Here is a 26,227-nt window from a genome sequence, read left to right as displayed (position 1 = left end):
CGTAGACGCACGAGCTGTGTTACTGATTTTTGCCTGCCGTTCTACAACGATTTCAAGAAAGGAACAGACATGGCTGATCCGATTCGCTACAGCTTTGGCGCTGATGAACATCTGTTCGCCGAAGTCAGTGACAGTATGTCGCTGGAAGCATTTTTCACGGGGCTTGCGGTGACCCGTGCGGTCGAGCGTCTGGCGCTCGATGGTGTGCTGGACGTGTGTCTGGCCAACGCGTCATTCCAGATTCGTTTTGACCCGGACCGTATCGCACCGCATGCCTTGCTCGAGGCGGTGAGGGCGGCCGAGGCCGGTGCAGTCGCCGAACGTACCCTGCAGACCCGGATCATCGAGATCCCGGTGCTGTACAACGATCCGTGGACCCACGAAACCCTGATGCGCTTTCGTGACCGCCATCAGGACCCCGGTTCCACCGACCTGGAATACGCAGCACGCATCAATAATCTGGCGGATGTCGATGCCTTCATCGCGGCGCACAGCGGCGCGCCGTGGTTCGTTTCGATGGTCGGTTTTGTCGCCGGTCTGCCGTTCATGTTCCAGATGGTGGAACGCGAACGCCAGCTGCAAGTGCCCAAATACCTGCGTCCGCGCACCGATACCCCCAAGCTCACACTCGGTCACGGCGGCTGCTTCGGCTGTATCTATTCGGTACGCGGGGCGGGCGGTTATCAGATGTTTGGCGTCACTCCGGCGCCGATCTATGACCCGCAGCAGGGGTTGGCCTATCTGAAAGAGCACATGGTGTTTTTCCGGCCTGGCGACATCGTCCAGTTCAAACCGCTTGACCGGCAAGCCTATGACGAGGCTGTCGCAGAGGTGGAAGCCGGACGCTTCGATCTGCGCATCCGCCCGGTCGAGTTTTCACTGGATGCCTTTCTCGCCGATCCGGTGGGCTATCCCAAGTCGTTGCAGGAGGTGCTGGCATGATCAAGGTGCTCAAACCCGGTCTGGCCACCTCGGTTCAGGACCTCGGCCGCGAGGGCTATTACCACCTGGGCATACCGCCCTCCGGTGCGCTCGACCAGTACGCGCTCAGCGCCGCCAATCAGCTGGTCGGCAATCCGCCCGGCGCGGCGGGGCTTGAATGCACACTGCTGGGGCCGGAACTGGAGTTCCAGTGCGACACGTTGGCCGCGGTCTGCGGCGCGCACATGGCGGCGCGCCTCGACGGCGTGGAAATGCACCACGACACCGCCTTTGCGGTGAAGGCCGGGCAAGTGCTGCGCTTCGACTTCCCCAAGGACGGCGCGCGTACCTATCTGGCCGTCGCGGGCGGTATCGATGTGCCGCTGGTACTGGGCAGCCGTTCGACTTACACGCTGGGTGCGCTTGGCGGTTTTCAGGGGCGCCGACTGGCCGCTGATGACCTGCTGCCGATAGGCACGCCCAGCGGCAAGGGACGTGCCGGGGCCAGCCTGCCGATGGCCTTGCGCCAGTCTCTGGGCGGGGAAGTGTATCTGCGGGTCGTGCCGGGCCTGTATTACGAGCGTCTGACCGAATTTGCCGCCACCAGCTTTTTCTCCGAGCCCTGGAGCGTAGGGTCGGAAGCCGACCGCATCGGTTATCGCTTCAAGGGGGGCAGGGCGCTGACCTTCCAGCCCAGGGAGCAGCCCTTCGGCGCCGGTTCCGATCCGTCCAATATCGTCGACAGCTGCTACCCGATCGGTTCAATTCAGGTGCCTGCCGGGCTGGAACCGATTGTCTTGCACCGTGATGCCGTATCGGGCGGGGGCTACGCGATGATCGGCACGGTGATCAGCGCGGACCTGGATCTGATCGGTCAGATGCAACCCAATCAGACCGCCCGATTCGTGGCTGTAACGCTGGAGGAAGCGCTGGTGGCGCGCAAGTCATACAAGAAGAAGCTGGCGTGCCTGAGCAAACTGTTTCCTTCCTGAGACGGTCAGTCGGTTTGCCCGGACTCCAGGTGTGCCCGCATCTTCGCGCGGCACACCTCGAGTATTTCGTCCGCCAGCGGCGAGTCATCCGGGCAGCTGCGTGATAGCAGCAGCGCCCCCAGCGCATGGGCAAAGCGGTCGATGGTGTTTGCCCGCGCCTGTTTCCATTCTTCGCCGCCGGGTGCTGCCTGGTCGGGAGCAAGCGCTGCCAGCAGGCTCTCGATGCCGTCGGCGAAGATTGCTTTGACCGGGTCCGACTGGCGCGCTGCATCGCCGCTCAGCGCGGCAATGGGGCAGCCCGTGCCAAGGTTGTCACGGTGCTCTCGGGACAGGTAATGATCGATGAACTGCGCTGGATCGATGCCGGTCGATTGCGCCACGGTCTGCGAGATGGCGCACGCCGCCGACTCGGCCATCAGGTCGGACTTTGAACCGAAATGCTTATAGAACCCGCCGTGGGTAAAGCCTGCCGCAGCCATCAGGTCGGCGACCCCGACACCGTCATAGCCATGCTCGCGAAACTGCACGGAAGCCGTCTCGACGATATGTGCCCGGTTGGCCTGGGCCTGGGCCTTGGTGACTCTCATAGGGGTCGCCTCTTTGCCTGTCTGATTGTGGCTTTCTGGGCCAGTAAGAGCGTGACTATAGCATTGATGCTGACCGTCATCAAAACCGCTGATCGTCAGGATGCTGACTGCAGGGAATGGCTGGCAAGCAACATGGATCTTCGCCTTCGCGTTGAAAGTGTTAGCGTGTTACCCGCGTTTTTCTTTGTAACAAGAAAGCTCAGACTAATCGCCAACCTGTTTATGGCACAAAAAGCCCCCAATGCTGATGGACCGCTGGCCCTTCAGGAGAGAGCACCATGCATCGAACGAAAATTTCCGCCGCAATTGCCATCATTTCCGCAGCCACACTCGCCACTTCGCTGGCCTATGGCGCGACCGCCATTCCATTGCCTGCCAGTGCGCCTGCCGACAAACCGATCGGCAAGCTCGAACAGGTGCATGCCTTTTACGATGCGATGCCCACCGGTGTGACAGTCACTGAAACCGGGCGAATTTTCGTCAACTTCCCTCGTTGGGGTGACAAGGTGCCGTTTACGGTGGGTGAGATTCGTGACGGCAAAGTGGTTGCCTACCCCGATCTGGCGGTCAACAAGGAGAACCCCAAAGACCCTGGTGATGGGCTGATCAGCGTGCAGAGTGTGGTCGCCGACGGCAAGGGCCGTGTCTGGCTTCTGGACACGGCCGCACCGGGTTTTGCGTCTCCGCGTCCAGGCGGCGCCAAGCTGGTTGCGGTGGACCTGGCCACCAACCGAATCGTCAAGCGCCTGGTGTTTCCGGATAACGTCATCTTGCCCGGCACTTATGTCAACGACATGCGCTTTGACTTGCGCAAGGGATCGGAGGGCACGGTCTATGTAACGGATTCATCCTTGAGCGGGCCGGGTGCGATCATTGTCATGGATATTGCCAGCGGTCACGCCGTGCGGCGCCTGAACGGGGCGCAGTCAACATCTGTCGATCCGGCTTTCGTACCCGTCGTCGAGGGCGTGGCCGTGCTGGGCGATGGCCCGAACGGAACGCGCAAACCGGTCGGCGTCGCTTCGGATGGCATTGCGTTGTCGGCAGACGGCAAGACACTGTATTTCTCGCCGTTGTCCAGCCGTCATCTGTATGCCGTGGCCACCGATCTGTTGAATGACAGCAAGGTCAGTGAGCGGCAGTTGGCAGCGGCGGTGCAGGACCTCGGTGAAAAAGGCGCTTCGGATGGCCTGGAGGCTGATGCCAAGGGCGCCGTATACGCAGGCGACTACGAGCATAATTCGATTCGCAAGCGCCTGCCGGATGGCACCTGGCAAACGGTGGCACACGATCCGCGCATGCTCTGGCCTGACACCTTGTCGATCGGCCCGGATGGCTATCTGTACTTCATCGTCAACCAGTTGCACCGCCAGGCCAACTTCAACGCCGGCCACGACAAGCGCGAAAAACCCTACAGCCTGCTGCGTTTGAAAATAGACGCTGCGCCCGCACCGACCCATTGATCGAATCGAATACCGGAGCATCGATAATGAACACATCTGCAAAGCCAATGGCCTTGATGGCCGTCCTGAAAGCCAGTGCTGGCAAAGAGGCGGCCCTGAAACACGCATTATCGGCACTGGTGGAACCGACCCGGGCGGAGCCGGGCAATATCGAGTACACGCTGTTCGAGGCGCGTGATGAGCGCGGCACGTTCTACATGCGTGAATGCTTCAAGGATCAGGCAGCACTGGACGCCCATGTCGCCACGTCGCACTACCAGCAGTTCGCGGCGGTCAGCGGCGAGTTGCTGGCAGAGCCGCCGCGGTTGATATTTCTTGATCAGGTATCGAGCTGAGTGTCCAAAAGGGCCCAGTCAGTCCGGGCCCTTTCGCGGTGAGTCAGCACACCGTATTGAGCACCTTAGAAAATATTGATCGGGTAACTGACGATCACCCTATGCTCATCGGAATCGCGCTGGCTGGCGAATTCGGTGCGCAGTTGCGCGTGGCGCAGCGCGATGCTGAGGTTCTTTGCCGGACCGGACTGCACCACATAACTCAGAGTGACGTTGCGTTCCCATTCCTTCTTGTCGCCGTCGGATGTCTGGATGTTCGAACCGCTTTCATACATGGCCAGGAAGTTCAGGCCGGGTACGCCCAGTCTGGCGAAGTCGTAGCCATAGCGAACCTGCCAGGTGCGCTCTCCTGCACGCTGGAATTTACCGATCATTGATTCGGTCATGAAGTAGGCAGTCGATCCGTCACCCTGATTCAGCCAGACAGCATCACTGTCGCCGGTCACCGCCTGGTAACCCGCAGCAAAGGTGTGGCCATTGATCAGGTAGGTGAACTGGGCGCTGGACAGGCGGCTGTCGACTTCACCCTTGGTGACGCCGTTGCCGTAATAGCCAACTGTGTAGTACGCCGGGTCGTGACCGTTGGCGCCGTCCGAGCGGTTGTCGAAATGGCGCAGGTCGGTGCGCAGGATGCCCGGACCCAGCTGCATGTCGTATTTCAGGCCCAGGAAGTTCTGCTTGTAGAAGTTTTCCAGGTTGCCGTAGTAGTACTGCAAGGTCAGGTCTTTTGTCGGTTTGTAATCGACGCCTGCATAGTAGAACTTGTTGACGAACTCGCCGGTCAGCGGGTTGTTTGCACCCGGAATCGACATGCCCATCTGATTGGTCGAACCACGGCCCATGACATGCTCCAGCTGGCCTGCGGTGAAGGTGAAGTCCTTCAGGTCGCCAGACTGAATCTGCCCGCCACGAAAAGTCTGTTGCAACATGCGGTCAGTGGACATCACCACCGGCAGCATGGGCACCAGCGTGCCGTATTTCAGTTCGGTCCTGGAGACGCGTGCCTTGAGCGTCGCGCCCAGGCTGCTGAACTCATCGACCGCGCGGCCATCGCTGTCCGTGGGGAAGATATTGCCGTTGAACGCCGTGCTTTGCGGGTTGTAGTGACGGCCTTTGCCCGAGTCCAGACGGATGCCCAACTGGCCGAGTGCGTCGACACCGAAGCCCACTGTGCCCGGCGTGTAGCCCGACTGGTAGTTGAGCATGAAGCCCTGGCCCCACTCCTGGGTGTAGTTCGGGTCGGCGGCGCCGCTGCGGTTGTCCGCGTTACTGAAGAAGTTGCGCGCAAGAATACTGGCCTTGCTGTCTTCCAGAAAACCTTCGCCAAAGCTCTGCTGAGCGATCAGCAGTCCACAAAAGCCCGCAACGAAAGGGGCGGCGCGATTGATACGCTCCATCGGATTCATCCTCATACTGTCATTAAGTGTTGTGAGAGGCAGGGTCGGGCGGCAGTCAGGTTTCTTATTGTTTTTCAGGAACAGGTGTTGCAGATGAATCCGTTGCAGACGTTGCTGCATGGGATACCTGATGAAGGGTGACGCGAGGCAGGCGGTGCAGAACCAGCAACGCGAGCACGCCCAGCCCGGCGCATGTCAGCAGCCCCGTGCCCACCGCCTGGGCGAGGGCGGTGCGCGCTATCAGCAGCGCCGCATCGACATTGGCAGGCGTGTGCTGCAGCAGAACCTGAGGGTCGGCCAGGCGCGGTAAGGCCGACGCCTGACCTGCTGCGTTCAGCGCACTTTGCAGATTGGCGACATACAGCACCTTGACCAGCACGCCCATGGCCGCTGTGCCCAGCAAACCGCCGACCAGTCGCAAGGACTGGGTCAGCGCCGTGGCAATGCCGAGAAATTGCCGCTCGGCGAGCGTCTGGGTGAACACGGTCAGGTTGAGCAGAATGAAGCCCAGCCCCAGCCCCGCCAGCAGAATCAGCCCCAGTAAGGTCGTGAAGCCGGCGTGCAGTCCGACCAGTGCCAAGGCGATGCAGGCAACCGACAAGGCCGCGAACCCAGCGATCGGCAGCCGGTTGGGGTTGGCCATGCGCGTGACGATCCGGCTGTTGACGATGGCGCCCAGGGTGATGCTCAGCGCCAGTGGGGTAAGCAGTAACCCTGCGTCTTTTGGCGAGTAGCCGTAGCTGCCCTGCAACAGCAGCGGCAGGTAGAACAGAAGGGTGAACATGATGGCGCCGGCCAACAGCGACATGATGAACAGCAGGCGGATGCTGCGGTTGGCGAACAGCCCGGCGGGCAGCAAGGCAAAGGCACAGCGGCGCTCGTGGAACCACAGGCCGAGCATGGCAGCGAGGGTCACGGCGCCACATGTCAGGCTGACGGACAGAGAACGCTGGCCCAGCCATTCGACGAACAGTTGCAGGCTGCCCAGCGTCAGGACGATCAATAAAGCCCCGAGCCAGTCGAGCCTGATCGCACCGTCAGAGTGGGGTCGATAGCCTTGCGGGCGATACCACGGCAAAAAGCGCCAGGCAAAAAACAAGGCAATCACGCCCAGGGGCAGGTTCAACCAAAACACCGAACGCCAGCCAAACTCGCCGGACAGATAACCGCCCAACCCCGGGCCGATGGCATTGACCACGCTGAACATGGCGCTCAGCAACACCTGCCAGCGCAACCGCTGGCGGGTGTCGGGAAACAGCTCGGGCACACAGGCAAAGGCAGTACCGATCAACATACCGCCGCCCACACCTTGCAAGGCTCGCCCGATCACCAGTACCAACATGCTGTCTGCCAGTGCGCAGAGCAGCGAGGCCAGCGTGAAGATGACTGTTGCGGTCAGCACGAACGGTTTGCGCCCGTAAAAATCGCCCAGCCGGCCAAAGATCGGGATGGTCACGATAGAGGCCAGCAGGTAGCCGGTGGCGACCCAGGCGTACAACTCGAAACCGTTGAGCTCAGCGACGATACTTGGCAGTGCGTTGCCGATGACGGTCTGATCCAGCGCGGAAAGGCCCAGTACCAGTGATATGCCGAGCATGGCCAACAAGGCCTGTTTGAAGGTCAGGGCCGGATGGCTCGGCGTCGTCATGTCGAGGTGCTCAGCGCAACGCAGCGACGGCAGTCGCAATGCGTGTGCAACCGGTTTCAAGGGTTTCCAGGGCAGTCGCCGTAGACATCCGGAAAAACGGTGCCAGGCCATAGGCGGTGCCTGCGACAACGGCAACGCCCTGACTTTCCAGCAGGTACAGAACCACGTCCGTATCGGCTTCCAGTACCGAGCCTGACGGTGTGGTTTTGCCGATCAGCGCGCCGCAATTGACGTACAGATAGAACGCGCCTTCGGGCTTGATGCAGCTCAGGCCGTCAATCGCGTTGATCAGCTCCAGGCAACGATCGCGGCGCTGTCTGTAGACCTTGACGCTGTCGCCGACAAAAGACTGGTCGCCGGTCAGGGCGGCCACCGCAGCGGCCTGGCTCACCGAGCAGGCGTTGCTGGTGGACTGTGATTGCAGGGTCGCCATCGCGTTGATGATATCGCCGGGGCCTGCTGCGTAGCCGATGCGCCAGCCGGTCATGGCGTAGGTTTTTGACACGCCGTTGATGATCAGCACGCGTTCGCGCAGCGCTGGCTCGACAGTGAGCAGGTGGCTGAGCGGAGCGTCGTCGTAGCGAATGTGCTCGTAAATGTCGTCGGTCATGACCAGCACGTCCGGGTAGTCGAGCAGTACGTCGGCCAGCGCGCGCCATTCGGATGCGCTGTAGGTGGCACCGGTCGGGTTGCTCGGCGAATTGAGCAGCAGCCAGCGGGTGCGCGGCGTGATCGCGTTGCGCAACTGCGCGGCAGTCAGCTTGAACTGGTTTTCCTCCGGGCAGGCCAGGGTCACTGGACGACCGTCGCAGGCCAGGACCATGTCCGGGTAAGACACCCAGTAAGGCGCGGGGATCAGCACTTCATCGTCGACACTCAATGTCGCCGCGAATGCATTGAAAATCGCGGCCTTGGCACCGCTGGTCACCACGATCTGGCCGGGCGCGTAAGCAAGGCCGTTTTCACGCTGCAGTTTGGCGGCGATTGCCTCGCGCAGCGCCGTGGTGCCAGCGTTGAGCGTGTAGCGTGTTTCACCGTTCTCGATGGCGGCACAGGCGGCCTGACGAATGTGTGCCGGTGTGTCGAAGTCCGGCTCGCCAACCACCAGATTGATGATCGATTTGCCTGCGCGCCGCAGTTCATTGGCCCGATCGGCAGCAGCGCTGCTTGGCGACGGTTTGATGCGGAGCACGCGGGCAGCGATGCGAGATGCGGTCACGTTGGCATTCCTCGTTGATGGCCTTGACGGGGAATACGTTACGAGCCAGAGCAGCGAGCGCCATAAGACCATTTCGTTCTGGGTTGATAGGCAGCGCTTATGACCGCAGATGAACCGGCGTCGCACCAAAAGCGGGCGTGCAATGGTTGCAGGGGGATCAGCGCCTGGCGAGCCCGTTCAGCGGGAGCTGACATAGCAATTGCTTATGCCTGGTTTTTCCAGAGCTGGCCTGGGTCTTGCTGAAGCCCGTGTGTCGTGACTCTGGAGTGCAGCACCTTGAACCTTCGCCGTTTGAAATATTTCGTGAAAATTGTCGATATCGGCAGCCTGACTCAGGCCGCCGATGTGCTGCACATCGCACAACCTGCGCTGAGTCAGCAGTTGGTGACGCTGGAGGCCGAGTTGCAGCAACAGTTGTTGATCCGCACCAAGCGCGGCGTCACCCCGACCGAGGCGGGCAAGGTGCTGTACGGGCATGCTCAGGTGATCCTGCGCCAGTGCGAGCAGGCACAGAGTGACGTCAACGCCAGTGGTCTGGCGTTATCGGGGCCGGTGTCGGTAGGGCTGGCACCCGGCACTGCCGCTTCGACCCTGTCGCTGCCATTGCTCAAACGCGTACGCGAGCGTCATCCGGGCATTCTGCTGTACCTCAATGAGAACTTTGGCACCACCCTCAGTGAGTTGATCATGAACGGGCGTATGGACATGGCCGTTCTTTATGGCGGACGCGAGGTACATGGCTTGAGTTTTGTGCCCTTGATACGCGAGCAGTTGTACCTGGTGAGTGCCGAAGAGGCGCTTCAGGGGCGCGACGAAATTCCGCTCAGGGAACTGGCCGATATCGACCTGCTGTTGCCGCGCACCTACAACACTGTCCGTCGTCTGGTGGACGAGGCATTTGTGCGTATCGAGCACAGTGCCCGGGTGGTGGCAGAAGTCGAATCTTCGACGACGCTGGCCGCGGCAGTCGCCGATCGATTCGGCTCGACCATTCTTCCCGAATCTGCAGCGCGGGTGCTGGCAGACACGCATGCGGTCAACCTGAGCCGCATTGTCGAACCCGAGATCGAAGCCCCTCTCGCGCTGTGCCTCTCCGGGCACTTGCCGCTGTCGGTGCCGGCCCAGGCGGTCAAGGCGATCCTTCTGGAACTGGTCGCCGAAATGCGCGGCAACCGCCGCGCGCAGTGATCCCGACGTCATAAGGGGCGCTTATCACCCCACAGTCAAACCGTCTTGGCGGTCAAAAACCTGCCTCGTTACATTGCCCTCAGCCACATTTCATTTGCCAGGCAAGGGCTCTTGCATGAATCCGGAACGTATCAAAGCACTTATCGACCTGATGGCCGAATCGGACCTGAGCGAACTCAGCCTGTGTGAAGGTGACGCGCAGCTGCGTTTGCTGCGCGAGCCCGCTCAGGTCGCCAACCGCGTCAATCCGGCTGTTGCGACAGTGCAGACGACGCTCGCAGCGCGCACTGTTTCTCCGACTCAGACAAGTACGACGACCGCCGTACAACAGACACAGGCGTGCGCCTCGCTGTACGGGGTGTTGCACCTGACCCCGGCACCCGACCAGCCGCCTTTTGTCGAGATCGGTACGTCCGTCGAGGTGGGGCAGACTCTGGCGGTGGTCGAGGCCATGAAGATGTTTCATCCGGTGAAGGCTGAGGCGGCAGGGGTGGTGACTGCCATTCTGGTTGCCAATGGCGAAGAGGTTCAGGCCGGTCAGGCGCTGTTCAGCATTGCGTGATGGTCTTGAGCTGCCTTGCAGGCCGTCTTGCGGGTTCACCGATCAGGGGTTTTTGATGTTCGATAAAGTATTGATCGCCAATCGCGGCGAAATCGCCCTGCGCATCCAGCGTGCCTGCAAGGGCCTGGGCCTGCGCACGGTAGCGGTGTATTCCGAAGCGGATCGCGATGCCGGTTATGTACAACAGGCTGACGAAGCGCTGTGCATCGGTCCCGCCGCAGCGGCGCAGAGCTATCTGAATCAGGCGGCCGTGCTCTATGCCGCGCAACTGACCGGTGCTCAGGCGATCCATCCCGGTTATGGCTTTCTGTCTGAAAATGCCATGTTCGCCGAACGCATCGAGCAGGCTGGCCTGACCTTCATCGGCCCCAGTGCTGCGTGCATTCGGGTCATGGGCGACAAGGTCGCTGCCAAGCGGGCGATGCGCGAAGCCGGCGTGCCGTGCGTACCCGGTCCGGATACCAGCATGCCGGCCGACCCGCAGAGCATTCTGCAGATCGCTCGCGACATCGGTTACCCGGTCATCGTCAAGGCCGCAGGCGGCGGCGGAGGGCGGGGCATGCGTGTGGTTCAGGAAGAGTCTCGTCTGCTCGATGCGATTGCGCTGACCCGCGAAGAAGCCCGACACGCCTTCGGCAATCCCGAGTTGTATATCGAGAAGTTTCTGGGCCAGCCGCGCCATGTCGAGATTCAGGTGTTGTGCGATGCCTATGGCAATGCCGTCTGGCTCGGCTCACGGGATTGCTCGATGCAGCGCCGCCACCAGAAGGTGCTTGAAGAGGCGCCTGCACCCGGCATCGACGCAGCATTGATGGCCAGGGTGGGCGAGCGTTGCGCACAGGCTTGCCGCCAGATCGGCTATCAGGGCGTCGGCACGTTCGAGTTCCTCTTCGAAAAGGACGAGTTCTATTTCATCGAGATGAACACCCGCCTGCAGGTCGAGCACCCGGTAACGGAAATGACCTCCGGCATCGACATTGTTCAGCAGCAGATCCGCATGGCGATGGGCGAGCGCCTGAGCTTCAGTCAGGCCGACGTAACGGTGTCGGGCCATTCGCTGGAGTGCCGGATCAACGCCGAGGACCCGCGCAGCTTCATGCCGACGCCGGGCCAGGTCACCCGCTGGCAGATCCCCGGTGGTTTCGGCGTGCGGGTCGATTCGCATGTCAGCCACGGCTACCGCGTTCCGCCTTATTACGATTCGATGGTGGCCAAGGTCATCACTCATGGTGCCAGTCGCGATGAGGCGTTGGCACGCATGCGTCTGGCACTGAGCGAAATGCACGTCGAGGGCATCTCTACCAACATCGCGCTGCATCGCGACATTCTGCAGGACCCGGTGTTCTGCAAGGGTGGCATGGACATTCATCACCTGGAGCGCTGGTTGCAGACAAGGAGCCACCCATGAGTCTCGTGCAGGCGCCGAATGCGCCAAGAATCACCTTGCTGGGAACCACCGCGTTGCTGTTCGAAGCACCCGGCGAGCTCGACCTGGCACCGCAGCAACGCATATGGGCACTGGCCCGTCTGAGCAAGGACTGGCCGCAGGTACGCGAGGCGGTGCCGGGGATGAACAACCTGATGCTGACCTTCGCGGCGCCACCGCGGGACCTGGCCGGTCTGAAAACCCGTTTGCTGGAGGCCTGGGAGCAGTGCCAGCCGCTGCCGTTGCAGGGCCGGATCATTGAATTGCCGGTGGTATACGGCGGTGACGGCGGACCGCACATGGCCGATGTCATCGCCCATACCGGGCTGGATATCGAAACCATCGCCAATCTGCACTGTGAGCCGCTGTACCCGGTGTACGCCCTGGGCAGCCATCCGGGTTATTGCTACCTGGGCGGTATGGACCAGCGCCTGGCAACGCCGCGGCGCAAGGTGCCGGTACTCGATATCGGGGCCGGGTCGGTCTCCATCGGTGGCGTTCAGACGGGTATTTCCGCGTCGGCCGGCCCCAGTGGCTGGAACACCATAGGACGCACGGAAATGGTGTTTTTCGATGCGGGTCAGCAGCCTCCGGCGCTGTTGCAACCCGGCGATCAACTGCGCTTGCGTATCGAGAGGATCATCCGATGATCGAAGTTATCAGCGCTACGGCACTGGCGACCGTTCAGGATCTGGGGCGGCACGGCAGCCTCGGCTACGGCGTCGGCACGTCTGGCGCGATGGACACGCTGTCACTGCGGCTCGGCAACCTGTTGCTGGGCAACGATGAAGACGCCGCGGGGATTGAAATTCCGCTGTTCCCGTTCGAAGTGCGCTTTGTCGATGACTGCACCTTCGCGATCACCGGCGCCGCCTGCGCTGCGTCGCTCGATGGTGAGCGGCTGCCAGGCAATTGGGTCGCTCAGGCACGCAAGAATCAGGTGTTGCGGCTCAATTACCCGACGATGGGCAGCCGCGTGTATCTGTGTCTGGCCGGCGGCGTCGACGTGCCGTTGGTGCTGGGCTCGCGCAGCACGCAATTGCGCGGCGCTTTTGGTGGCTGGCAGGGCCGTGCGTTGCAGCAGGGTGATGTGATTCCTGCGGGCGCTGCCAACGAACTGCGTGCCAGTGATTTCGGGGTGCAATCGTCGGTGGCGGCCTTGCCGTTGTTGCTTGACGGGCTGCCGGCCATCCGCGTGCTGCCGGCTGCCGAATTCGACTGTTTCAGTGCCGAGGCGCAAGCAGCGTTTTTTGCCGGTGACTGGAAAATCACCACGCAGAGCAACCGTTACGGCTACCGCATGGAGGGCACGCCCTTGCTTGCGCGCGAGACGCTGGAAATCCGCTCTCATGGCATCGTGCCTGGCGTGATTCAGGTGCCCCACGGCGGACAGCCGATCGTGCAGATGCGTGATGCCCAGCCCAGTGGCGGTTATCCCAAGTTTGCCACAGTCATCGAGGCCGATCTGTGGCGTCTTGGCCAGGCGCCGATCGGCAGCAAGGTCCGTTTTGTGCAGTGCAGCTACGACGAAGCGGTCGACGCGCTGGACACCAATCACGCTTTCATCGAAGACGCCCGGCGCGTGCTCGCGCTGCGCAGCCTGCAAGGACATCGCTGATGAACATCAAAGAGATTCGCCAGCTGGCAGCGTGTATTCGGGACGCCGGCATTACTGTGCTGGAGTTGAGGCGGCCGGGGTTCGAGCTGTTGATCCGCCGCGGCGAGCCTGTACAGGACTGCGCTGTGCCCTCTGCGCCTCAGGTCGCCGTTGAACCGTCGGCGCTGACTGCCCATGTGGTGAGTGCCGACAACCCCGGCGTGTTTGTATCGAGTCATCCCGATGAACGCAGCAGCTACGTAAAACCCGGCGATGCAGTGGCTGTGGGGCAGTTGCTGGGGCTGTTGCGTATCGGCCTGTTGTACCTGCCGGTGCGCAGTCATCAGGCAGGGCGCGTACTGCGCTTCCTGGCCGCCGAAAACGAGCGCGTCGGTTATGGCCAGCCGCTGATTGAACTGGAGGAACTTGATCATGCGCATTGATCTGAATGCTGATCTGGGTGAGGGCTTCGGGCCCTGGACCATGGGCGAGGACGAGGTCCTGATGCCATTGATCTCCTCGGCCAACGTGGCGTGCGGCTTTCATGCCGGGGATCCGCTGATCATGGACAGCACAGTGCGCCGCGCCAAGGCGCTGGGCATTGATCTCGGTGCGCATGTCGGCTTTCCGGATCTGCAGGGGTTCGGCCGCCGCAGAATGAACATCGAGCTCAAGGAGTTGTGCGCCATTGTGGTGTATCAACTCGGCGCTCTGGCGGGCCTTGCAGCCGCTGCCGGTTACCGCGTCACGCACATGAGTTTTCACGGGGCGCTGGGCAATATGGCCGCAGCGGATGCCGAACTGGCCGGGCCTTTGGTAAGGGCTGTTGCAGGTTTTGACCCGCAGATGATCATCAGCTCATCCAGCAGCGCGGCCATCGAGCAGGCCGCCGAGGCGTGCAACCTGAGGGTGGCAACGACCTTTCTGGCTGATCGCGCCTATGACGAAAATTGCCTGCTGGTGCCGCGAGGTACGCCCGGTGCGGTGATCAAAGACCCGGAGCAGGTCAGGGCCAGGGTTGCGCAACTGTTGCAGGACGGCTCGGTAACGACCCTGAGCGGCAAGCGTGTGGCGGTCAACGCCCAGTCGATTCTGTTGCATGGCGACACGCCGGGGGCGGTGGAGCTGGCGCGCAGCATTCGCCGGAGCATCGAAGAGCAGGGCGGTGTCATCACCCCGGTTTCACAGTTGCTCGGGTCATAAGCGCAGCTTATTGCCACACAACCATTGTGTCTTGGTCGCTGCCCATGACGCTCGTTAAAGTCCAGTACAAGGCGATCAGCATTAACAGCCAAGCGGCTGATCGACGCTTATTCAAGGAAACCCTGACATGCCTTTTTCCGATTATAAAACCGCGCTGGTCACCGGCGCTTCTTCCGGCATTGGCGAGGCCGTCGTCGAGCGGCTGTGTGCCGAAGGTTTGCAGGTCCATGCGCTGGCGCGCAGTGCAGACAAGCTGGCGGCACTGGCGCAGCGCACCGGTTGTATCGCGCACGCTATCGACGTGACTGATCTGGCTGGCCTGACGGCCTTGTTTCAGGCCCATCATTTCGATGTCGTGGTCAACAATGCCGGCGTCGACCGGCCCGGCTCGCTGCTCAAGGCGGACGCTGAAGGGATCGATCTGCTGGTCGATGTGAACCTGCGCGCGGTATTGCAGATTGCCAGGCTCTCGTTGCCGGGGATGGTCGAGCGTGATTGCGGGCACATCATCAACATCAGTTCGATCGCTGCTGCCTACAACTTCGGTGGCAACTCGACGTACCACGCGACCAAGGCTGCGGTAAGCATGCTGTCCCGTCAGTTGCGCATCGATGCCTTCGGCAAGCGCGTGCGGGTCACCGAAATCTGCCCGGGGCGCGTGGCGACGGATATCTTCGCTCACGTGCATGGCGACTCCGAGGAAGTGCGCAAGCGTTTCATCGAGGGCTATGAGCTGCCGGTGGCCAAGGACATTGCCGATGCGATCGCCTATGTGATTGCCGCGCCCATCGCGGTCAACATCGGGCATATGGAAATCACCCCGACGCTACAGGTGCCCGGCGGTCTGTCGACTGCGCGTCCGCAGGACTACGAAGGCTGAGGCTGCGCCTGCAAGGGCTGTCCCCCATCACGAGAGCGGCATCAGCCGCCATGTCATACCCGCGCCAGACCCGCTGGCGCCTTGCTTCTGCCCTGGCTGAATGTCTATGGGAACAACCATGACGAGTAAATTCGATCTTTCAGCGATCCTGCAGGGCGAGTACGCCGAGCTGATCGTCAAGGGCATAGAAACGACCCTGCAACTGGCATTCGTTGCCTGGTGTCTGGCCATGGCGGTAGCCCTGCTGCTGGTGTCGATTCGCCTGACCGGCAACAAGTACGCCGAGCGCCTGGTGGCGGGTTATGTGTCCTATCACCGCAATGTGCCGACGCTGGTGCAACTGATGCTCTGGTATTTCGGCATTCCCACGCTGCTGTCCGAAAACACACAGATCTGGCTGGCCAACTACAGCACCGAGTACCTGTTTTCGGTCATCGCCCTGGGCCTTTGCCAGGCGGCGTATTTCAGTGAAGACATTCGCAGCGGGTTACGCGCGATTCCGGCCGGGCAAGTCGAGGCGTCGCGCGCGCTGGGCCTGGGTTATGTGCGCTCGATGCGTTACGTGATCCTGCCGCAAGGGGTTCGCAACTGCCTGCCGTCGCTGATCAATCACACGGTCCTGCTGTTCAAGAACACCAGTCTGGTCATGGCCATCGGCGTGGTGGAGCTGACTTATGCTACCCGCGAAGTCGAGAACTACACCTTCCGCACCTTCGAAGCGTATCTGGTCGCAACCGTGGTCTACCTGGCCATTTCATTGATGCTGATGGGCCTGGGTGCTGTGCTGGCCCGGCAATTCAGCAAAGCCATGGCGAGGTAGGCGGCGATGTTTGATGTCTTCACGATTGTTCGCGATAACTGGACCTTGCTGCTGGTCGGTCAATACCCCCACGGTCCGATGGGCGGCCTGATTTCGACGCTGATGCTGGCGGCGCTGGCCCTGTTGCTGGCCTTTCCTCTGGGGCTGCTGTTGTCGCTGGCGCGGGTTTCGCCGTGGCGCTGGCTGCGCTACCCGGCGACGGTCTGGGTCTACGTGATGCGCGGCATTCCGCTGCTGATGGTGATTTTCTGGACCTACTTTCTGGTCCCCTTGCTGATCGGCCATAACATCACCGGTTTCACCACCATGCTCTGCACGCTGGTGGTCTATCAGAGCGCCTACCTGTGCGAAATCATCCGCGGCGCTATTCAGGCGCTGCCGACCGGTCAATACGAAGCCTCCCGTGCACTGGGCATGGGCTACCTGCGCACCACGGTCTGGGTGATCCTGCCGCAGGCGCTGTACAACGCCTTGCCGAGTCTGATCAGCCAGTTCATTTCGATCATCAAGGAAACGTCGCTGGGCTACGTGATCAACGTCCAGGAAGTGACCTTTGCCGCCAATCAGATCAATAACCAACTGCTAACCAAGCCGTTTCAGGTGTTCTTCATCCTGGCGATCACTTACTACGTGCTGTGCTACGGCCTGACCCGTCTCGCCGCCGTGGTGGAGCAGCGGATTGCCCGCAAACGTGAAGGCGATGTATCGCCTGTGCCCGTTCCCCGGCCTTTGACTACCGATAATTGAGGGTTGCCCAATGCATCCGATGATCATGTTTTCCAGGATCAATAAATGGTATGGCGAGTACCAGGCCCTGACCGATATCACCGCCGAGGTGCAGCGCGGCGAAGTGGTAGTGCTGTGCGGGCCCTCAGGCTCGGGCAAGTCGACACTGATCCGCACCGTCAATCGTCTTGAGGACGTGCAAGAAGGCCAGATTCTGTTTGACGGCCGTGACGTGAACGGCACCGACGCCAACGTCAATCGGCTGCGCAGCCGCGTGGGTTTCGTGTTCCAGAGCTTCAATCTGTTTCCGCACTTGTCGGTGCTCGACAACATCATCCTGACCCCGACCAAGGTCCGTGGCTTGAAGAGCAGTGAAGCGCGCGCCCGCGCCATGGAGTTGCTGGATCGGGTGGGGCTGGCACACAAGGCCGGTGCCTACCCCGCACAGTTGTCCGGTGGCCAGCAGCAGCGTGTGGCGATTGCTCGCGCGCTGGCGATGGAGCCGCCCGTCATGCTGTTTGACGAGCCCACCAGCGCTCTTGACCCGGAAATGGTCGGCGAGGTGCTCGGCGTCATGAAAGGCCTGGCCAAAGAGGGCATGACCATGATGTGCGTCACCCACGAGATGAATTTTGCCCGGGAAGTGGCCGACACCATCTGGTTCATGGATGCGGGGCAGATCCTCGAAAAATCCAGCCCTGAGGTGTTCTTTCAGCAACCGACCCATCCGCGTGCCCAGCGCTTCATTGCCGACCTGCGCAGCCATTGAGCGCAGGCACTGATTTCAGCGAATCACTCAATTCATTTCCAGGAGTCTCACCATGCGTATCAAGTCTGTACTGGCTGCACTGGCGTTGTCGCCGCTGGCTGTTTCGGTGGTCCATGCTGATCAGCTCAGCGATGTGATGAGCAAGAAAAGCCTGAGCTGTGGCGTGTATGCCGACGTTCCGCCGTTCTCGGCACCGGACCCTCAAACCCGCGAACTGGTGGGCATGGACGTCGATCTTTGCAAAGCCCTGGCCAAACACATGGGCGTGGAGCTGGAACTCAAGCCACTGTCGGTCGAAGCACGTATCCCGGAAGTCAAAATGGGCCGCGTGGATGTGATTTTCGCCAACCTGGCTTACACCAAGAGCCGTGCCGACCAGATCCAGTTCAGCGACCCTTACTACATCGCCAAGGAAACACTGGTAGTCCGTGCCGCGAATGCCGATCAACCGAAATCGTTCTTCAAGGGCAAACGCATCAGTTCGACCAAAGGCTCTACCTCCGAGCAGTCGATCCGTCTGGCTGACGCGACGCCAGTGACCTTCCAGGACACCGGCTCTGCCTACATGGCACTGCAACAGAACAAGGTGGTGGGTCTGGTGACCAACACCATGACCGCAATCAAGCTGGTAGGGCAGGCCAAGGCCGGCGGCGTGGAATTGGTCATTGCCAAGGAACCGATGGCGCTTGAGCCCATTGGTGCCGGCATGCGCCAGGGCGAACCGGCCTTTCTGGCGAAGGTCAACGAATCGCTGCGCGCAATGGAAGCCGCAGGTGAGATCGACGCGATCTGGGCGCACTGGATTGGCCCGAATACCGAATACAAGATGGTTCGCGAAGACAAGGTACAAAGCCTCAGCGAATTGAAATTCGACCCGTTGCCTTGAGCAAGGGCATGAAGCCGACCAAACGGTCGGCTTCATGCCGCAACGGCGCCATCGCATCTTGATCAGATCTTGATATTTCCTTGATGGTTTATTAATAGCCGAGGTTCAGAGTCCGACCGACAGTATCAATCGTCGGCATGACCCCGCGTGGGCGTCTCAGAGGACAAAATGTCTGATCGCTCAGGTTCGGTTTCTCCATCGGCAGTCGCTGCTTTCATCACCCGAAAGAGACGTTTCGGCGTATCCCCTGTATGGCTGGTTCCGCTGCTCGCTGCCTTGATAGGCCTGTCGCTGCTGATCAGCAGCACACTGTCGAAAGGCTCGAGAATCTTCGTCACCTTCCAGAGCGCCGAGGGGCTTGAACCTCACAAGACGAGGGTCAAGGTCAGGAATGTGGTGATTGGCGAGGTATCGGCCGTGGCCTTGAACAAGGACCGTACAGGCGTTGTGGCGACGGTGGACCTCGATGCCAGCGCCCGTGCTTTCACTGCCGAGGACTCCCTGTTCTGGGTGGTGCGCCCGCGTATAGGCGTCACCGGTGTATCGGGCTTGGATACAGTGCTTTCCGGGCCATTTATCGCGGCGGACAGCGGTACGTCCGGGCATACGAAAAAACACTTTGTCGGTCAGGAAGCTCCGCCACCCATTACCTACGGCGCAAAAGGCACGCGTTTTACCCTGCACGCCGCAGACATGGGCTCACTGGAGGTCGGGTCTCCTGTGTACTACCGACGCATTCAGGTCGGACAGATAGCGGCCTGCCATTTATCCGCAGACGGCAAGGGCGTGGATGCGGAAATTTTCATCAATGCGCCCAACGACAGTTTCGTGACTACCGACACGCGTTTCTGGAATGCCAGCGGCATTGGCATGACGGTGGATGCCGATGGTCTGAAAATAAAGACTGAATCGGTCTCGACGATACTGGCGGGAGGGGTGGCCTTCGTCGAGCCGGATTACCGTACGAATGCGCCCCGGGCCGCGGAGCATGCACGCTTCATGCTGTTTGACGATCAGCAGAAGGCGCTGTCGCCGCCCGACGGCGAACCGGGTTACATCCGTATGATATTCAGTCAGTCGCTGCGGGGGCTGGAGGTCAATTCGCCGGTCGAGTTCATGGGCATAACGCTGGGGCGAGTCGTCTCGGTAGACCTGGACTACGACGCCGCCAGCAAGTCGTTCACCAGCATCGTAGGGGCGCAGATATACCCCGACCGCCTGGGTATGGCCAATGAAAAAATCGTGAAGACGTTAGGCGTTACCGATGATGCACGTACGGCACAGTTGATAGCCGACTTCGTCAAACGAGGCCTGCGTGCGCAGCCTCGCAGCGAGAGTCTGCTGACCGGACAACTGTATATTTCCTTGGGTTTTATCGCCAACGCTGCGCCGGTGCCGTTCGATGTCAGTGCGCAGCCGTTGATAATCCCGACCGTGCCGGGGGAGCTTGAAAAGATGCAGGAGCAGGTACAGCAGATCATCGACAAGTTCAGCAACGTGCCGGTGCAGGAGATCGCCGGCAACTTCAATGGCAGCCTTGGCGAGGCGCAAAAGACGTTCAGGCTTTTCAACGCGCAGGTGATGCCTGAACTGCACGGCGTTCTGCTGCAATCCCGAAGCACACTGGACATTGCCGGCGCAGCACTCGCCGAGGACTCGCCTGTGCATCAACAGATCGATCGGACAATCGACGACGTTCAGCGCATGGCCCGCTCGGTAAGGGTCCTGACCGATTACCTGAGCCGCAACCCCGAAGCCTTGATCCGCGGCCGCACCCGTCAGGATCGACCGGGTGTCTACCAGAGGACCGCGCCTGCTCAGCAGGCCGATTAAGCCGAGCCGGACGGCTTCAGTACCTCGGTTTGACCGCCTTCCAGTCCGGCTTGTACTTTTGCATCTGCTTCACGTCATCGCGCTGCCGAATGCCACAGCTGTGATACTGGTCGTTGAGCTTGCCGAGCTGGTCATGGTCCAGTTCCAGCCCCAGGCCGGGCGCGCGGGTGATGCTGACGCAGCCGTCGACAATCGGCAGTTTGCCGCCCTTGATGACTTCCTCGTCCGGCTCCTGCCACGGGTAGTGCGTGTCGCAGGCGTAGTCCAGATTAGGCACCGACGCTGCAACGTGGGCCATGGCCATAAGGCTGATACCCAGATGCGAGTTGGAGTGCATCGACACGCCGAGGCCAAAGGTGTCACACATCTTCGCCAGTGCCTGAGTGTCGCGCAGGCCGCCCCAGTAATGGTGGTCAGCGAGTACGATTTGCACGCTGTCGAGAGCCACGCTGCGGCGGAACTCGTCGAAATCGGTTACCACCATGTTGGTTGCCAGCGGCAGACCGGTGCGTTTATGCAGCTCGGACATGCCGTCGAGGCCCGGCGTCGGGTCTTCGTAATATTGCAGATCATCGCCCAGCAGCTCTGCCATGCGAATCGAAGTCTCCAGTGACCAGTTGCCGTTAGGGTCGATGCGCAGCGGATAACCGGGGAAAGCCTTTTTCAGCGCCTTGATGCACGACACCTCGTGTTCCGGCGGCAGTGCTCCGGCCTTGAGCTTGATGCTTTTGAAACCGTAGGCTTCGATCATGCGCCGGGCCTGAGCAACGATCTGCTCTTCGCTGAGCGCTTCACCCCAGCTGTCGGGCGCGTAAGGCGCATCGGCATGCTGCGCGTATTTGAAAAACAGGTAGGCGCTGAAGGGTATCTGGTCACGAATGGCACCGCCGAGCAGGTCCACCAATGGCAGGTTCATGGAACGCGCCTGCAGGTCCAGAAACGCCACTTCGAACGCAGAATAGGCATTGCTGACCGCCTTGCTCGCGTGTGAGCCCGGCGCCAGTTCGGCACCCGCCAGGCTGGCAGGCTTATGCGCTGCCACGGTCGCCTGAACGATGCTGCGCAGCTGATTGAGGTTGAACGGGTCGAGCCCGATCAGCTGGTTCTGCACGTGTTGCTGAATCGCCAGTGCCGGGGCATCCCCGTAGCTTTCACCGAGACCGATGTAGCCGTTGTCGCTTTCCACCTCAATGATCGAGCGCAGGGCAAAGGGTTCGTGAATACCACTGGCGTTGAGCAGTGGCGGGTCGCGAAAGGCGATAGGGGTCACGGTCACACGTATGATTTTCAAAGGGCGGTCTCCCGAAGGTCAGGGTTTGAGGCTGGAAGGGGTGCCAGTAACGGCAGGGCTGAGCGCTGCAGGCCGCTCAGCCCTTGACGGGCGGCCGCGATCACCTCGTGGCGTGGTGCGGGCGAAGAAGATCACCACGGCAGCCAGCAGCGATGTCGCTGCCAGTCCATACAGACCGCCTTGAATCGAACCGGTGGTCTGTTCCAGAAAGCCGAACGTGGTGGGCGCAACGAAACCGCCCAGGTTGCCGATTGAGTTGATCAGCGCAATGACCGCAGCGGCAATGCGTGCATCCAGATAGCCCTGAGGGATTGGCCAGAACAGCGCAGACGCGGCCTTGAAACCGATGGCCGCGAAGCAGATGGCGACAAAGGCGAACACCGGACCGCCGACGGTGGACATGAACATGCCGGCGGCGGCGATGACCAGGGTGACTGCCACCCAGGCCTGCTGGTGCTTGAAGCGTGCAGCCAGTGCTGCAAAGCCGTACATGGCCACGATGGAGATGATCCACGGGATCGAATTGAACAGCCCGACCTCGAAATCGCTGAAGCTGCCCATCTTGCGGATCATGCTCGGCAGCCAGAAGGTGGCGCCGTAGATGGTCAGCGCCACGGAAAAGTAGATGAAGCAGAACAGCAGGATCTGCCGGTCCGCCAGCAGGCGCAATACCGAGGGTCTGACGGTTTGTGCTGCTTCGCGCAGCCGTTGCTCTTCGGCGATGGCGGTGCTGAGCGCGGTTTTTTCTTCATCACTGAGCCAGCGTGCTTCGTGAGGATTTGATTGCAGCCAGAACCAGACGAAACCGCAGAGCACGATCGATGCGAAGCCTTCGATCAGGAACATCCATTGCCAGCCATGCAGGTTCAGGCCCTCGATGCCGAGCAGGGCGCCGGACACCGGTCCGGAGATGACCGACGCTATCGCCGAGCCGCTGAGAAACAGCGCCATGGCTTTGCCGCGGTCGCTGGAAGGCAGCCACTGGGTGAAGTAATAGATGATGCCGGGGAAGAAACCGGCTTCGGCGGCGCCGAGAATGAAGCGCAGCACGTAGAAGCTGGTTTCACCCTGAACGAATGCCATGGCCATCGCAGCCGCGCCCCAGGTAAACATGATGCGGGTCAGCCAGGCGCGGGCGCCGTAGCGCTGCAAGAGCATGTTGGAGGGGACTTCGAACAGTGCGTAACCGACAAAGAACAATCCGGCGCCCAGCCCATAAGCCGCTGCGCCGATACCCAGATCGGTTTCCAGATGGCTGCGTACAAAACCGATGTTGACCCGGTCGATGTAATTGACGATGAACATCACCACGAACAGCGGCAGCACGTGGCGTTTCACCTTGGCGGCCGCACGGGCAAGCACCGTGACGTCCGTAGTACCAGGGACGGTATTCAAGAGGCGACTCCCATTCATTGTTATTTTGGGGATGAGTCGATCATGAGGGCGTGTATTATTCCCGTCCAATCCAGTTAGTGACTTGATTGATACCGGGAGTGGATCAATGTTCGAGCTTTCTCAACTGCGTTGCTTCACCACGGTGGCAACGGAGCTGAATTTTCGCCGTGCCGCCGAACGGCTGAACATGACGCAGCCGCCGTTGAGTCGGCAGATTCAGATACTGGAGCATAATCTGGGCGTCGAGCTGTTCACCCGCAGCACCCGCAGTGTGGCCCTGACCGCGGCGGGCAGGGCTTTTTTCATCGAGGCGCAGACCCTGCTGGAGCGTGCGCAGCAGGCGGCCATTTCCGCGCGACGCTTTGCCGAAGGTGACATCGGCTCGGTGACCATCAGTTTCGTCGGCAGCGCCGTGTACGAGTTTCTGCCCAGGGTGATCGCCGAGGCGCGCCTCAAGCAGCCGCAGGTGAAGATTTCCCTGACTGAAATGAACACCTATCAGCAGCACGAAGCACTCAGGGCGCGGCGCATTGACCTCGGTATCGTGCGAGCGCCACTGTTTCAGCCGGGGTACGAGAGCGAATGCCTGGTACGCGAGCCTTTTGTGCTGGCCGTGCCGAGCAATCATCGATTGGCGCATGCGGACTCGGTCGCGGTGGCCGATCTGGATGGCGCACCGTTCCTGATGTATTCGCATTCGGCGTACCCACCGTTCAACGAACTGCTGACCGGTATGTTTCGCTCCGCACGAGTTGCACCGGAGTATGTCCAATGGCTTGGATCGTCACTGACTATTCTGGCGCTGGTCAACGCTGGCATGGGGCTGGCACTGGTACCGCGTTGTGCGACCAATGTGGTGTTCAAGGACGTCGTGTTTCGTGACATTGACCTGGGCGAAGGCGTGCAGAGCGAGTTGCACCTGGTCTGGCGCACCGACAATGACAACCCGGCGTGCCGGATGCTGCTCGAAGCCATTCGTGCGGCCGTCAGGGCGGATGAAAATTGAAGCGAAAAACCTTGTAACGTAGTGGTATCAACTATCATTCATTCAGTCGATAGTCATCATCAAGCAAGGCAAGTTCTGTTTTTCCGGCAAAGGAGGAGGATGGCGCCATAGCCACCTGCTCCAAAGGGAGACGACGCGATGAGAATGTTCAATCTGTTGACGTTTGCTGCCGTGTTCAGCACCAGCATTATGTTCACTGCCCCCGTCAATGCTGCCGTCTCTCCGGTCTCCGAACAGTCCTGCCATTTCATGCCCGTCGCCGACAGCGCTGCCAGCCTGCAACACACTCAGTCGGTGGGCGTGCTGTACAGCGAAAATACCCTCAGCAACCTTCAGTATTTGAACAACTACCATTCGGTGGCACTCAGGAGCGGCAGCAATGGCGCACTCGATGCGCGTATCCGCAACGCATTCATCAACAGCTCGGACCCTGCGCTGGCGACCGACTGGCTGGTGGGCTCATTGAAGAAAGAGTTCGCCTCGGTAACCGTTTACAACAACCTCGATGCGCTGATGCAGGCCCGCCCGGACGTAGTGGTCATGCTCGACACTTACAACCGCCTGGTGAGCAAGCGCAACAGTCAGGTCGAAGCGCGTTTCATGGCGCGCTTCTATGACAACAACCTGCAATACATCGGCAAGGCCGAAGGTGAAGTGGTTCGGGAAATGACCTCGGTCTGGGTGCAAGGCAAGGCCGCTCCGGAGATCGCTGCACAAATCGATCAGCAGCGTGATTTGCAGGTGAATGCCTTGAGACAGTTCGACGCCTCGCTCAAGGCTCTGGTCATGCAGGCCGACCGGGCTCAGGTGGCGGCGAACTGATGGAGTGACTGCGCCAGGCTGAGAAGGCGCGGCGCAGCATTTCACACTGGCCTCAGCTATTGATGACCTGGGCAAAGTTGTTTCTGAACGCGACCTGCGAGACACCCAGCACTGATGCAATCATTCGTGAGCCGCTGCCTTGCAGCTGTATCTGACCACAATGGTTGTCCTGCGGCGTCAACTCGGTGTTGACCGACAGAAACTGCTCATCGATTTTTGTCGCTGCAATACCACCTGCCATCAGCATGGTCGCCAGCGGATCGAAGATCGGCACGGGAAGCCCTTCGGCGTGTGTTCCGGATTTGTGTTCGAGCACTTGTTTGACCAGCGTGGCGACAGGGTCGATGGCGGTGATCAATTGCCAGTAGCTGGCGTCGAGGATGATCTGGTTGCAGACATCCAGCGGCACCAGCGTCAACGGCAGGCTTGACTGGAAAACAGTGTTGGCGGCGACAGGGTCGACGAACACATTCCATTCTGCATAGTGGTTGCTGCTGTAGGCCTCTCCCTGATCCCATGACTTTTGCGCGTTGTTCAATGCCGCGACGTTGCCGTCGACGTAAACCGCGCCGGCCATGGCGACGATCTGCTTGAGCATTTTGAAGTCGGCTGACTGGCTGCTCAACGAAAGCATCTTTGCGATGTTGGTAAAGCCCCCCAGCGACAGCACTGTGATGGGGTCCTGGCTGTTTTTTACCGTCTGATACATGAACTCCCAGGCGGGCAGGCTCGACAGTTCCGGCAGCGTGGCAGGGTTCAGTGTCCCGAGCAGCCCCATGATGTCGTTCATGTCGTTTTTGAAGGGTTGCGGAAAGCGGTTGTCGTACTCAAGTGGCTGATCGGTACCCTTTGCCACGACGCTGCCGAGTCGATTGCCGATGCCCAGCAAATGCTGCGCGATGATCACGCCCCAGCCGAGGTCTGTTTCGCCGCATCCGGTCACTGTAATGCCGAGGATGTCGATGTCCTGTCGTTTCATCAGGTAGGCGATCGACAGTACGTCATCCCAGCCCATGTCCGTATCGATAATGACTTTCCTGTTCACGGTAATGCTCCTTGCCTGTAGGGGACGATTGAAAAGAAGGTGTGCAAGCGCCGCTGACTTATGCGAAGGCACGCGGAAAAAAGGTTGCCAACAGGTTATTTCAATTAAACCGATGCACGGCTCGGTTTTACCGTAAAGAATTAATCACATCCGCCGAGAGCCTGACAAGTGAGCCGACAATTAGCTGTCCGGTTCGCATGATGAGCAGCAAGCCAC

The 26,227-nt window shown here is 60.6% G+C and carries 26 protein-coding genes; 19 read left to right on the top strand and 7 right to left on the bottom strand.

From position 1 onward, the window contains the following. Positions 1 to 69: 69 nt before the first annotated feature. Positions 70 to 942 (top strand): 5-oxoprolinase subunit B family protein, encoded by an 873-nt coding sequence (locus tag PI739_RS19705; RefSeq protein WP_003435393.1) that lies wholly within the window; start codon positions 70 to 72, stop codon positions 940 to 942. Further along, positions 939 to 1,913, top strand: coding sequence for a 5-oxoprolinase subunit C family protein (locus tag PI739_RS19700; RefSeq protein ID WP_003435392.1), 975 nt, complete (start codon positions 939 to 941; stop codon positions 1,911 to 1,913). The genes PI739_RS19705 and PI739_RS19700 overlap by 4 nt, the downstream gene beginning before the upstream one ends. A gap of 5 nt (positions 1,914 to 1,918) precedes the next feature. On the opposite strand, the gene PI739_RS19695 is transcribed toward PI739_RS19700, so the two are convergent. Further along, positions 1,919 to 2,500: a TetR/AcrR family transcriptional regulator gene (locus PI739_RS19695; RefSeq protein WP_271352117.1), complete on the bottom strand. Its 582-nt coding sequence runs from the start codon at positions 2,498 to 2,500 to the stop codon at positions 1,919 to 1,921. A 278-nt stretch (positions 2,501 to 2,778) separates the two neighbouring features. Here PI739_RS19695 and PI739_RS19690 point away from each other — a divergent pair, with 278 nt between their 5' ends. Both PI739_RS19690 and PI739_RS19685 read left to right on the top strand, forming a co-directional pair. Then, positions 2,779 to 3,963 (top strand): L-dopachrome tautomerase-related protein, encoded by a 1,185-nt coding sequence (locus PI739_RS19690; protein ID WP_248672379.1) that lies wholly within the window; start codon positions 2,779 to 2,781, stop codon positions 3,961 to 3,963. Between the two features lie 26 nt (positions 3,964 to 3,989). Further along, positions 3,990 to 4,298: a putative quinol monooxygenase gene (locus PI739_RS19685; RefSeq protein ID WP_003370828.1), complete on the top strand. Its 309-nt coding sequence runs from the start codon at positions 3,990 to 3,992 to the stop codon at positions 4,296 to 4,298. A 65-nt stretch (positions 4,299 to 4,363) separates the two neighbouring features. Here the strand turns inward: PI739_RS19685 and PI739_RS19680 are convergent, their stop codons facing one another. The 3 genes from PI739_RS19680 to PI739_RS19670 all read right to left on the bottom strand — a co-directional run bounded on the left by PI739_RS19680 (position 4,364) and on the right by PI739_RS19670 (position 8,562). Beyond that, entirely contained in the window at positions 4,364 to 5,695 is a 1,332-nt protein-coding gene (locus PI739_RS19680; protein ID WP_099265966.1) for an OprD family porin, read from the bottom strand. Positions 5,696 to 5,759: 64 nt separating this feature from the next. After that, positions 5,760 to 7,382 carry an MFS transporter gene (locus tag PI739_RS19675; RefSeq protein WP_161428862.1) on the bottom strand — a complete coding sequence of 541 codons (1,623 nt, stop codon included), beginning with the start codon at positions 7,380 to 7,382 and terminating at the stop codon, positions 5,760 to 5,762. Then, positions 7,354 to 8,562 (bottom strand): aspartate transaminase, encoded by a 1,209-nt coding sequence (locus tag PI739_RS19670; protein WP_003435387.1) that lies wholly within the window; start codon positions 8,560 to 8,562, stop codon positions 7,354 to 7,356. The genes PI739_RS19675 and PI739_RS19670 overlap by 29 nt, the downstream gene beginning before the upstream one ends. Positions 8,563 to 8,838: 276 nt before the next feature. Here PI739_RS19670 and nac point away from each other — a divergent pair, with 276 nt between their 5' ends. From nac to PI739_RS19605, 13 genes are all read left to right on the top strand, one after another. Then, positions 8,839 to 9,750 (top strand): nitrogen assimilation transcriptional regulator NAC, encoded by a 912-nt coding sequence (gene nac, locus PI739_RS19665; protein WP_003435378.1) that lies wholly within the window; start codon positions 8,839 to 8,841, stop codon positions 9,748 to 9,750. A gap of 115 nt (positions 9,751 to 9,865) precedes the next feature. After that, positions 9,866 to 10,312, top strand: a complete 447-nt coding sequence (locus PI739_RS19660) for an acetyl-CoA carboxylase biotin carboxyl carrier protein (RefSeq protein ID WP_003370838.1) — start codon at positions 9,866 to 9,868, stop codon at positions 10,310 to 10,312. Between the two features lie 55 nt (positions 10,313 to 10,367). Beyond that, on the top strand, positions 10,368 to 11,720 hold the full coding sequence (gene accC, locus PI739_RS19655; protein ID WP_003370840.1) for an acetyl-CoA carboxylase biotin carboxylase subunit: 1,353 nt from the start codon (positions 10,368 to 10,370) through the stop codon (positions 11,718 to 11,720). Further along, positions 11,717 to 12,388, top strand: a complete 672-nt coding sequence (gene pxpB, locus PI739_RS19650) for a 5-oxoprolinase subunit PxpB (RefSeq protein ID WP_003370843.1) — start codon at positions 11,717 to 11,719, stop codon at positions 12,386 to 12,388. The genes accC and pxpB overlap by 4 nt, the downstream gene beginning before the upstream one ends. Then, positions 12,385 to 13,356 (top strand): 5-oxoprolinase subunit C family protein, encoded by a 972-nt coding sequence (locus tag PI739_RS19645; protein WP_003370846.1) that lies wholly within the window; start codon positions 12,385 to 12,387, stop codon positions 13,354 to 13,356. The genes pxpB and PI739_RS19645 overlap by 4 nt, the downstream gene beginning before the upstream one ends. Then, complete coding sequence (locus tag PI739_RS19640) at positions 13,356 to 13,778, top strand: biotin/lipoyl-containing protein (RefSeq protein WP_003370848.1); 423 nt, start codon at positions 13,356 to 13,358, stop codon at positions 13,776 to 13,778. Before PI739_RS19645 ends, PI739_RS19640 begins: the two co-directional genes overlap by 1 nt. Beyond that, positions 13,768 to 14,538, top strand: a complete 771-nt coding sequence (locus PI739_RS19635) for a LamB/YcsF family protein (protein ID WP_003370850.1) — start codon at positions 13,768 to 13,770, stop codon at positions 14,536 to 14,538. Before PI739_RS19640 ends, PI739_RS19635 begins: the two co-directional genes overlap by 11 nt. A 127-nt stretch (positions 14,539 to 14,665) precedes the next feature. Continuing rightward, a complete protein-coding gene (locus PI739_RS19630) occupies positions 14,666 to 15,418 on the top strand; it encodes an SDR family oxidoreductase (protein ID WP_003370854.1) in 753 nt (250 codons plus the stop codon). Positions 15,419 to 15,536: 118 nt separating this feature from the next. Then, positions 15,537 to 16,238, top strand: coding sequence for an amino acid ABC transporter permease (locus tag PI739_RS19625; RefSeq protein WP_003370856.1), 702 nt, complete (start codon positions 15,537 to 15,539; stop codon positions 16,236 to 16,238). Positions 16,239 to 16,244: 6 nt separating this feature from the next. Further along, positions 16,245 to 16,985 (top strand): amino acid ABC transporter permease, encoded by a 741-nt coding sequence (locus PI739_RS19620; protein ID WP_003435366.1) that lies wholly within the window; start codon positions 16,245 to 16,247, stop codon positions 16,983 to 16,985. A gap of 19 nt (positions 16,986 to 17,004) precedes the next feature. After that, complete coding sequence (locus tag PI739_RS19615; RefSeq protein ID WP_172831865.1) at positions 17,005 to 17,733, top strand: amino acid ABC transporter ATP-binding protein; 729 nt, start codon at positions 17,005 to 17,007, stop codon at positions 17,731 to 17,733. A gap of 52 nt (positions 17,734 to 17,785) precedes the next feature. Then, complete coding sequence (locus PI739_RS19610; protein WP_003435362.1) at positions 17,786 to 18,619, top strand: ABC transporter substrate-binding protein; 834 nt, start codon at positions 17,786 to 17,788, stop codon at positions 18,617 to 18,619. A 168-nt stretch (positions 18,620 to 18,787) separates the two neighbouring features. Further along, entirely contained in the window at positions 18,788 to 20,452 is a 1,665-nt protein-coding gene (locus PI739_RS19605; RefSeq protein WP_054080947.1) for a PqiB family protein, read from the top strand. A gap of 16 nt (positions 20,453 to 20,468) precedes the next feature. On the opposite strand, the gene PI739_RS19600 is transcribed toward PI739_RS19605, so the two are convergent. Further along, positions 20,469 to 21,743, bottom strand: a complete 1,275-nt coding sequence (locus tag PI739_RS19600) for a glucarate dehydratase family protein (protein WP_046719380.1) — start codon at positions 21,741 to 21,743, stop codon at positions 20,469 to 20,471. Between the two features lie 18 nt (positions 21,744 to 21,761). After that, the gene (locus PI739_RS19595) at positions 21,762 to 23,105 is read right to left on the bottom strand and encodes an MFS transporter (protein ID WP_183131695.1); all 1,344 of its coding nucleotides are present in this window, start codon (positions 23,103 to 23,105) and stop codon (positions 21,762 to 21,764) included. Positions 23,106 to 23,244: 139 nt separating this feature from the next. On the opposite strand from PI739_RS19595, the gene PI739_RS19590 reads away from it, so the two are divergent. Then, complete coding sequence (locus tag PI739_RS19590) at positions 23,245 to 24,144, top strand: LysR family transcriptional regulator (protein WP_003370874.1); 900 nt, start codon at positions 23,245 to 23,247, stop codon at positions 24,142 to 24,144. 138 nt (positions 24,145 to 24,282) lie between these two features. Further along, on the top strand, positions 24,283 to 24,966 hold the full coding sequence (locus tag PI739_RS19585) for a hypothetical protein (RefSeq protein ID WP_046719382.1): 684 nt from the start codon (positions 24,283 to 24,285) through the stop codon (positions 24,964 to 24,966). 52 nt (positions 24,967 to 25,018) lie between these two features. On the opposite strand, the gene PI739_RS19580 is transcribed toward PI739_RS19585, so the two are convergent. Next, on the bottom strand, positions 25,019 to 26,011 hold the full coding sequence (locus PI739_RS19580) for a nucleoside hydrolase (RefSeq protein ID WP_046719383.1): 993 nt from the start codon (positions 26,009 to 26,011) through the stop codon (positions 25,019 to 25,021). Positions 26,012 to 26,227 lie beyond the last annotated feature (216 nt).

It is taken from the genome of Pseudomonas cerasi (genome assembly GCF_027983475.1).
GTDB lineage: Bacteria > Pseudomonadota > Gammaproteobacteria > Pseudomonadales > Pseudomonadaceae > Aquipseudomonas > Aquipseudomonas cerasi.
The sequence above is the reverse complement of the archived record's forward strand: the minus strand, read 5'-3'. Positions and strand labels throughout refer to the sequence as shown.

What these genes read in the sequence shown, in the direction of transcription:
- accC (WP_003370840.1), top strand. Translation starts at nt 10,368, where the DNA reads ATGTTCGATAAAGTATTGATCGCCAATCGCGGCGAAATCGCCCTGCGC.
- PI739_RS19625 (WP_003370856.1), top strand. Translation starts at nt 15,537, where the DNA reads ATGACGAGTAAATTCGATCTTTCAGCGATCCTGCAGGGCGAGTACGCC.
- PI739_RS19690 (WP_248672379.1), top strand. Translation starts at nt 2,779, where the DNA reads ATGCATCGAACGAAAATTTCCGCCGCAATTGCCATCATTTCCGCAGCC.
- PI739_RS19680 (WP_099265966.1), bottom strand. Translation starts at nt 5,695, where the DNA reads ATGGAGCGTATCAATCGCGCCGCCCCTTTCGTTGCGGGCTTTTGTGGA.
- PI739_RS19605 (WP_054080947.1), top strand. Translation starts at nt 18,788, where the DNA reads ATGTCTGATCGCTCAGGTTCGGTTTCTCCATCGGCAGTCGCTGCTTTC.
- pxpB (WP_003370843.1), top strand. Translation starts at nt 11,717, where the DNA reads ATGAGTCTCGTGCAGGCGCCGAATGCGCCAAGAATCACCTTGCTGGGA.
- PI739_RS19620 (WP_003435366.1), top strand. Translation starts at nt 16,245, where the DNA reads ATGTTTGATGTCTTCACGATTGTTCGCGATAACTGGACCTTGCTGCTG.
- PI739_RS19685 (WP_003370828.1), top strand. Translation starts at nt 3,990, where the DNA reads ATGAACACATCTGCAAAGCCAATGGCCTTGATGGCCGTCCTGAAAGCC.
- PI739_RS19695 (WP_271352117.1), bottom strand. Translation starts at nt 2,500, where the DNA reads ATGAGAGTCACCAAGGCCCAGGCCCAGGCCAACCGGGCACATATCGTC.
- PI739_RS19610 (WP_003435362.1), top strand. Translation starts at nt 17,786, where the DNA reads ATGCGTATCAAGTCTGTACTGGCTGCACTGGCGTTGTCGCCGCTGGCT.
- PI739_RS19705 (WP_003435393.1), top strand. Translation starts at nt 70, where the DNA reads ATGGCTGATCCGATTCGCTACAGCTTTGGCGCTGATGAACATCTGTTC.
- PI739_RS19640 (WP_003370848.1), top strand. Translation starts at nt 13,356, where the DNA reads ATGAACATCAAAGAGATTCGCCAGCTGGCAGCGTGTATTCGGGACGCC.
- PI739_RS19635 (WP_003370850.1), top strand. Translation starts at nt 13,768, where the DNA reads ATGCGCATTGATCTGAATGCTGATCTGGGTGAGGGCTTCGGGCCCTGG.
- PI739_RS19630 (WP_003370854.1), top strand. Translation starts at nt 14,666, where the DNA reads ATGCCTTTTTCCGATTATAAAACCGCGCTGGTCACCGGCGCTTCTTCC.
- PI739_RS19645 (WP_003370846.1), top strand. Translation starts at nt 12,385, where the DNA reads ATGATCGAAGTTATCAGCGCTACGGCACTGGCGACCGTTCAGGATCTG.
- PI739_RS19615 (WP_172831865.1), top strand. Translation starts at nt 17,005, where the DNA reads ATGATCATGTTTTCCAGGATCAATAAATGGTATGGCGAGTACCAGGCC.
- PI739_RS19700 (WP_003435392.1), top strand. Translation starts at nt 939, where the DNA reads ATGATCAAGGTGCTCAAACCCGGTCTGGCCACCTCGGTTCAGGACCTC.
- PI739_RS19660 (WP_003370838.1), top strand. Translation starts at nt 9,866, where the DNA reads ATGAATCCGGAACGTATCAAAGCACTTATCGACCTGATGGCCGAATCG.
- PI739_RS19585 (WP_046719382.1), top strand. Translation starts at nt 24,283, where the DNA reads ATGAGAATGTTCAATCTGTTGACGTTTGCTGCCGTGTTCAGCACCAGC.
- PI739_RS19590 (WP_003370874.1), top strand. Translation starts at nt 23,245, where the DNA reads ATGTTCGAGCTTTCTCAACTGCGTTGCTTCACCACGGTGGCAACGGAG.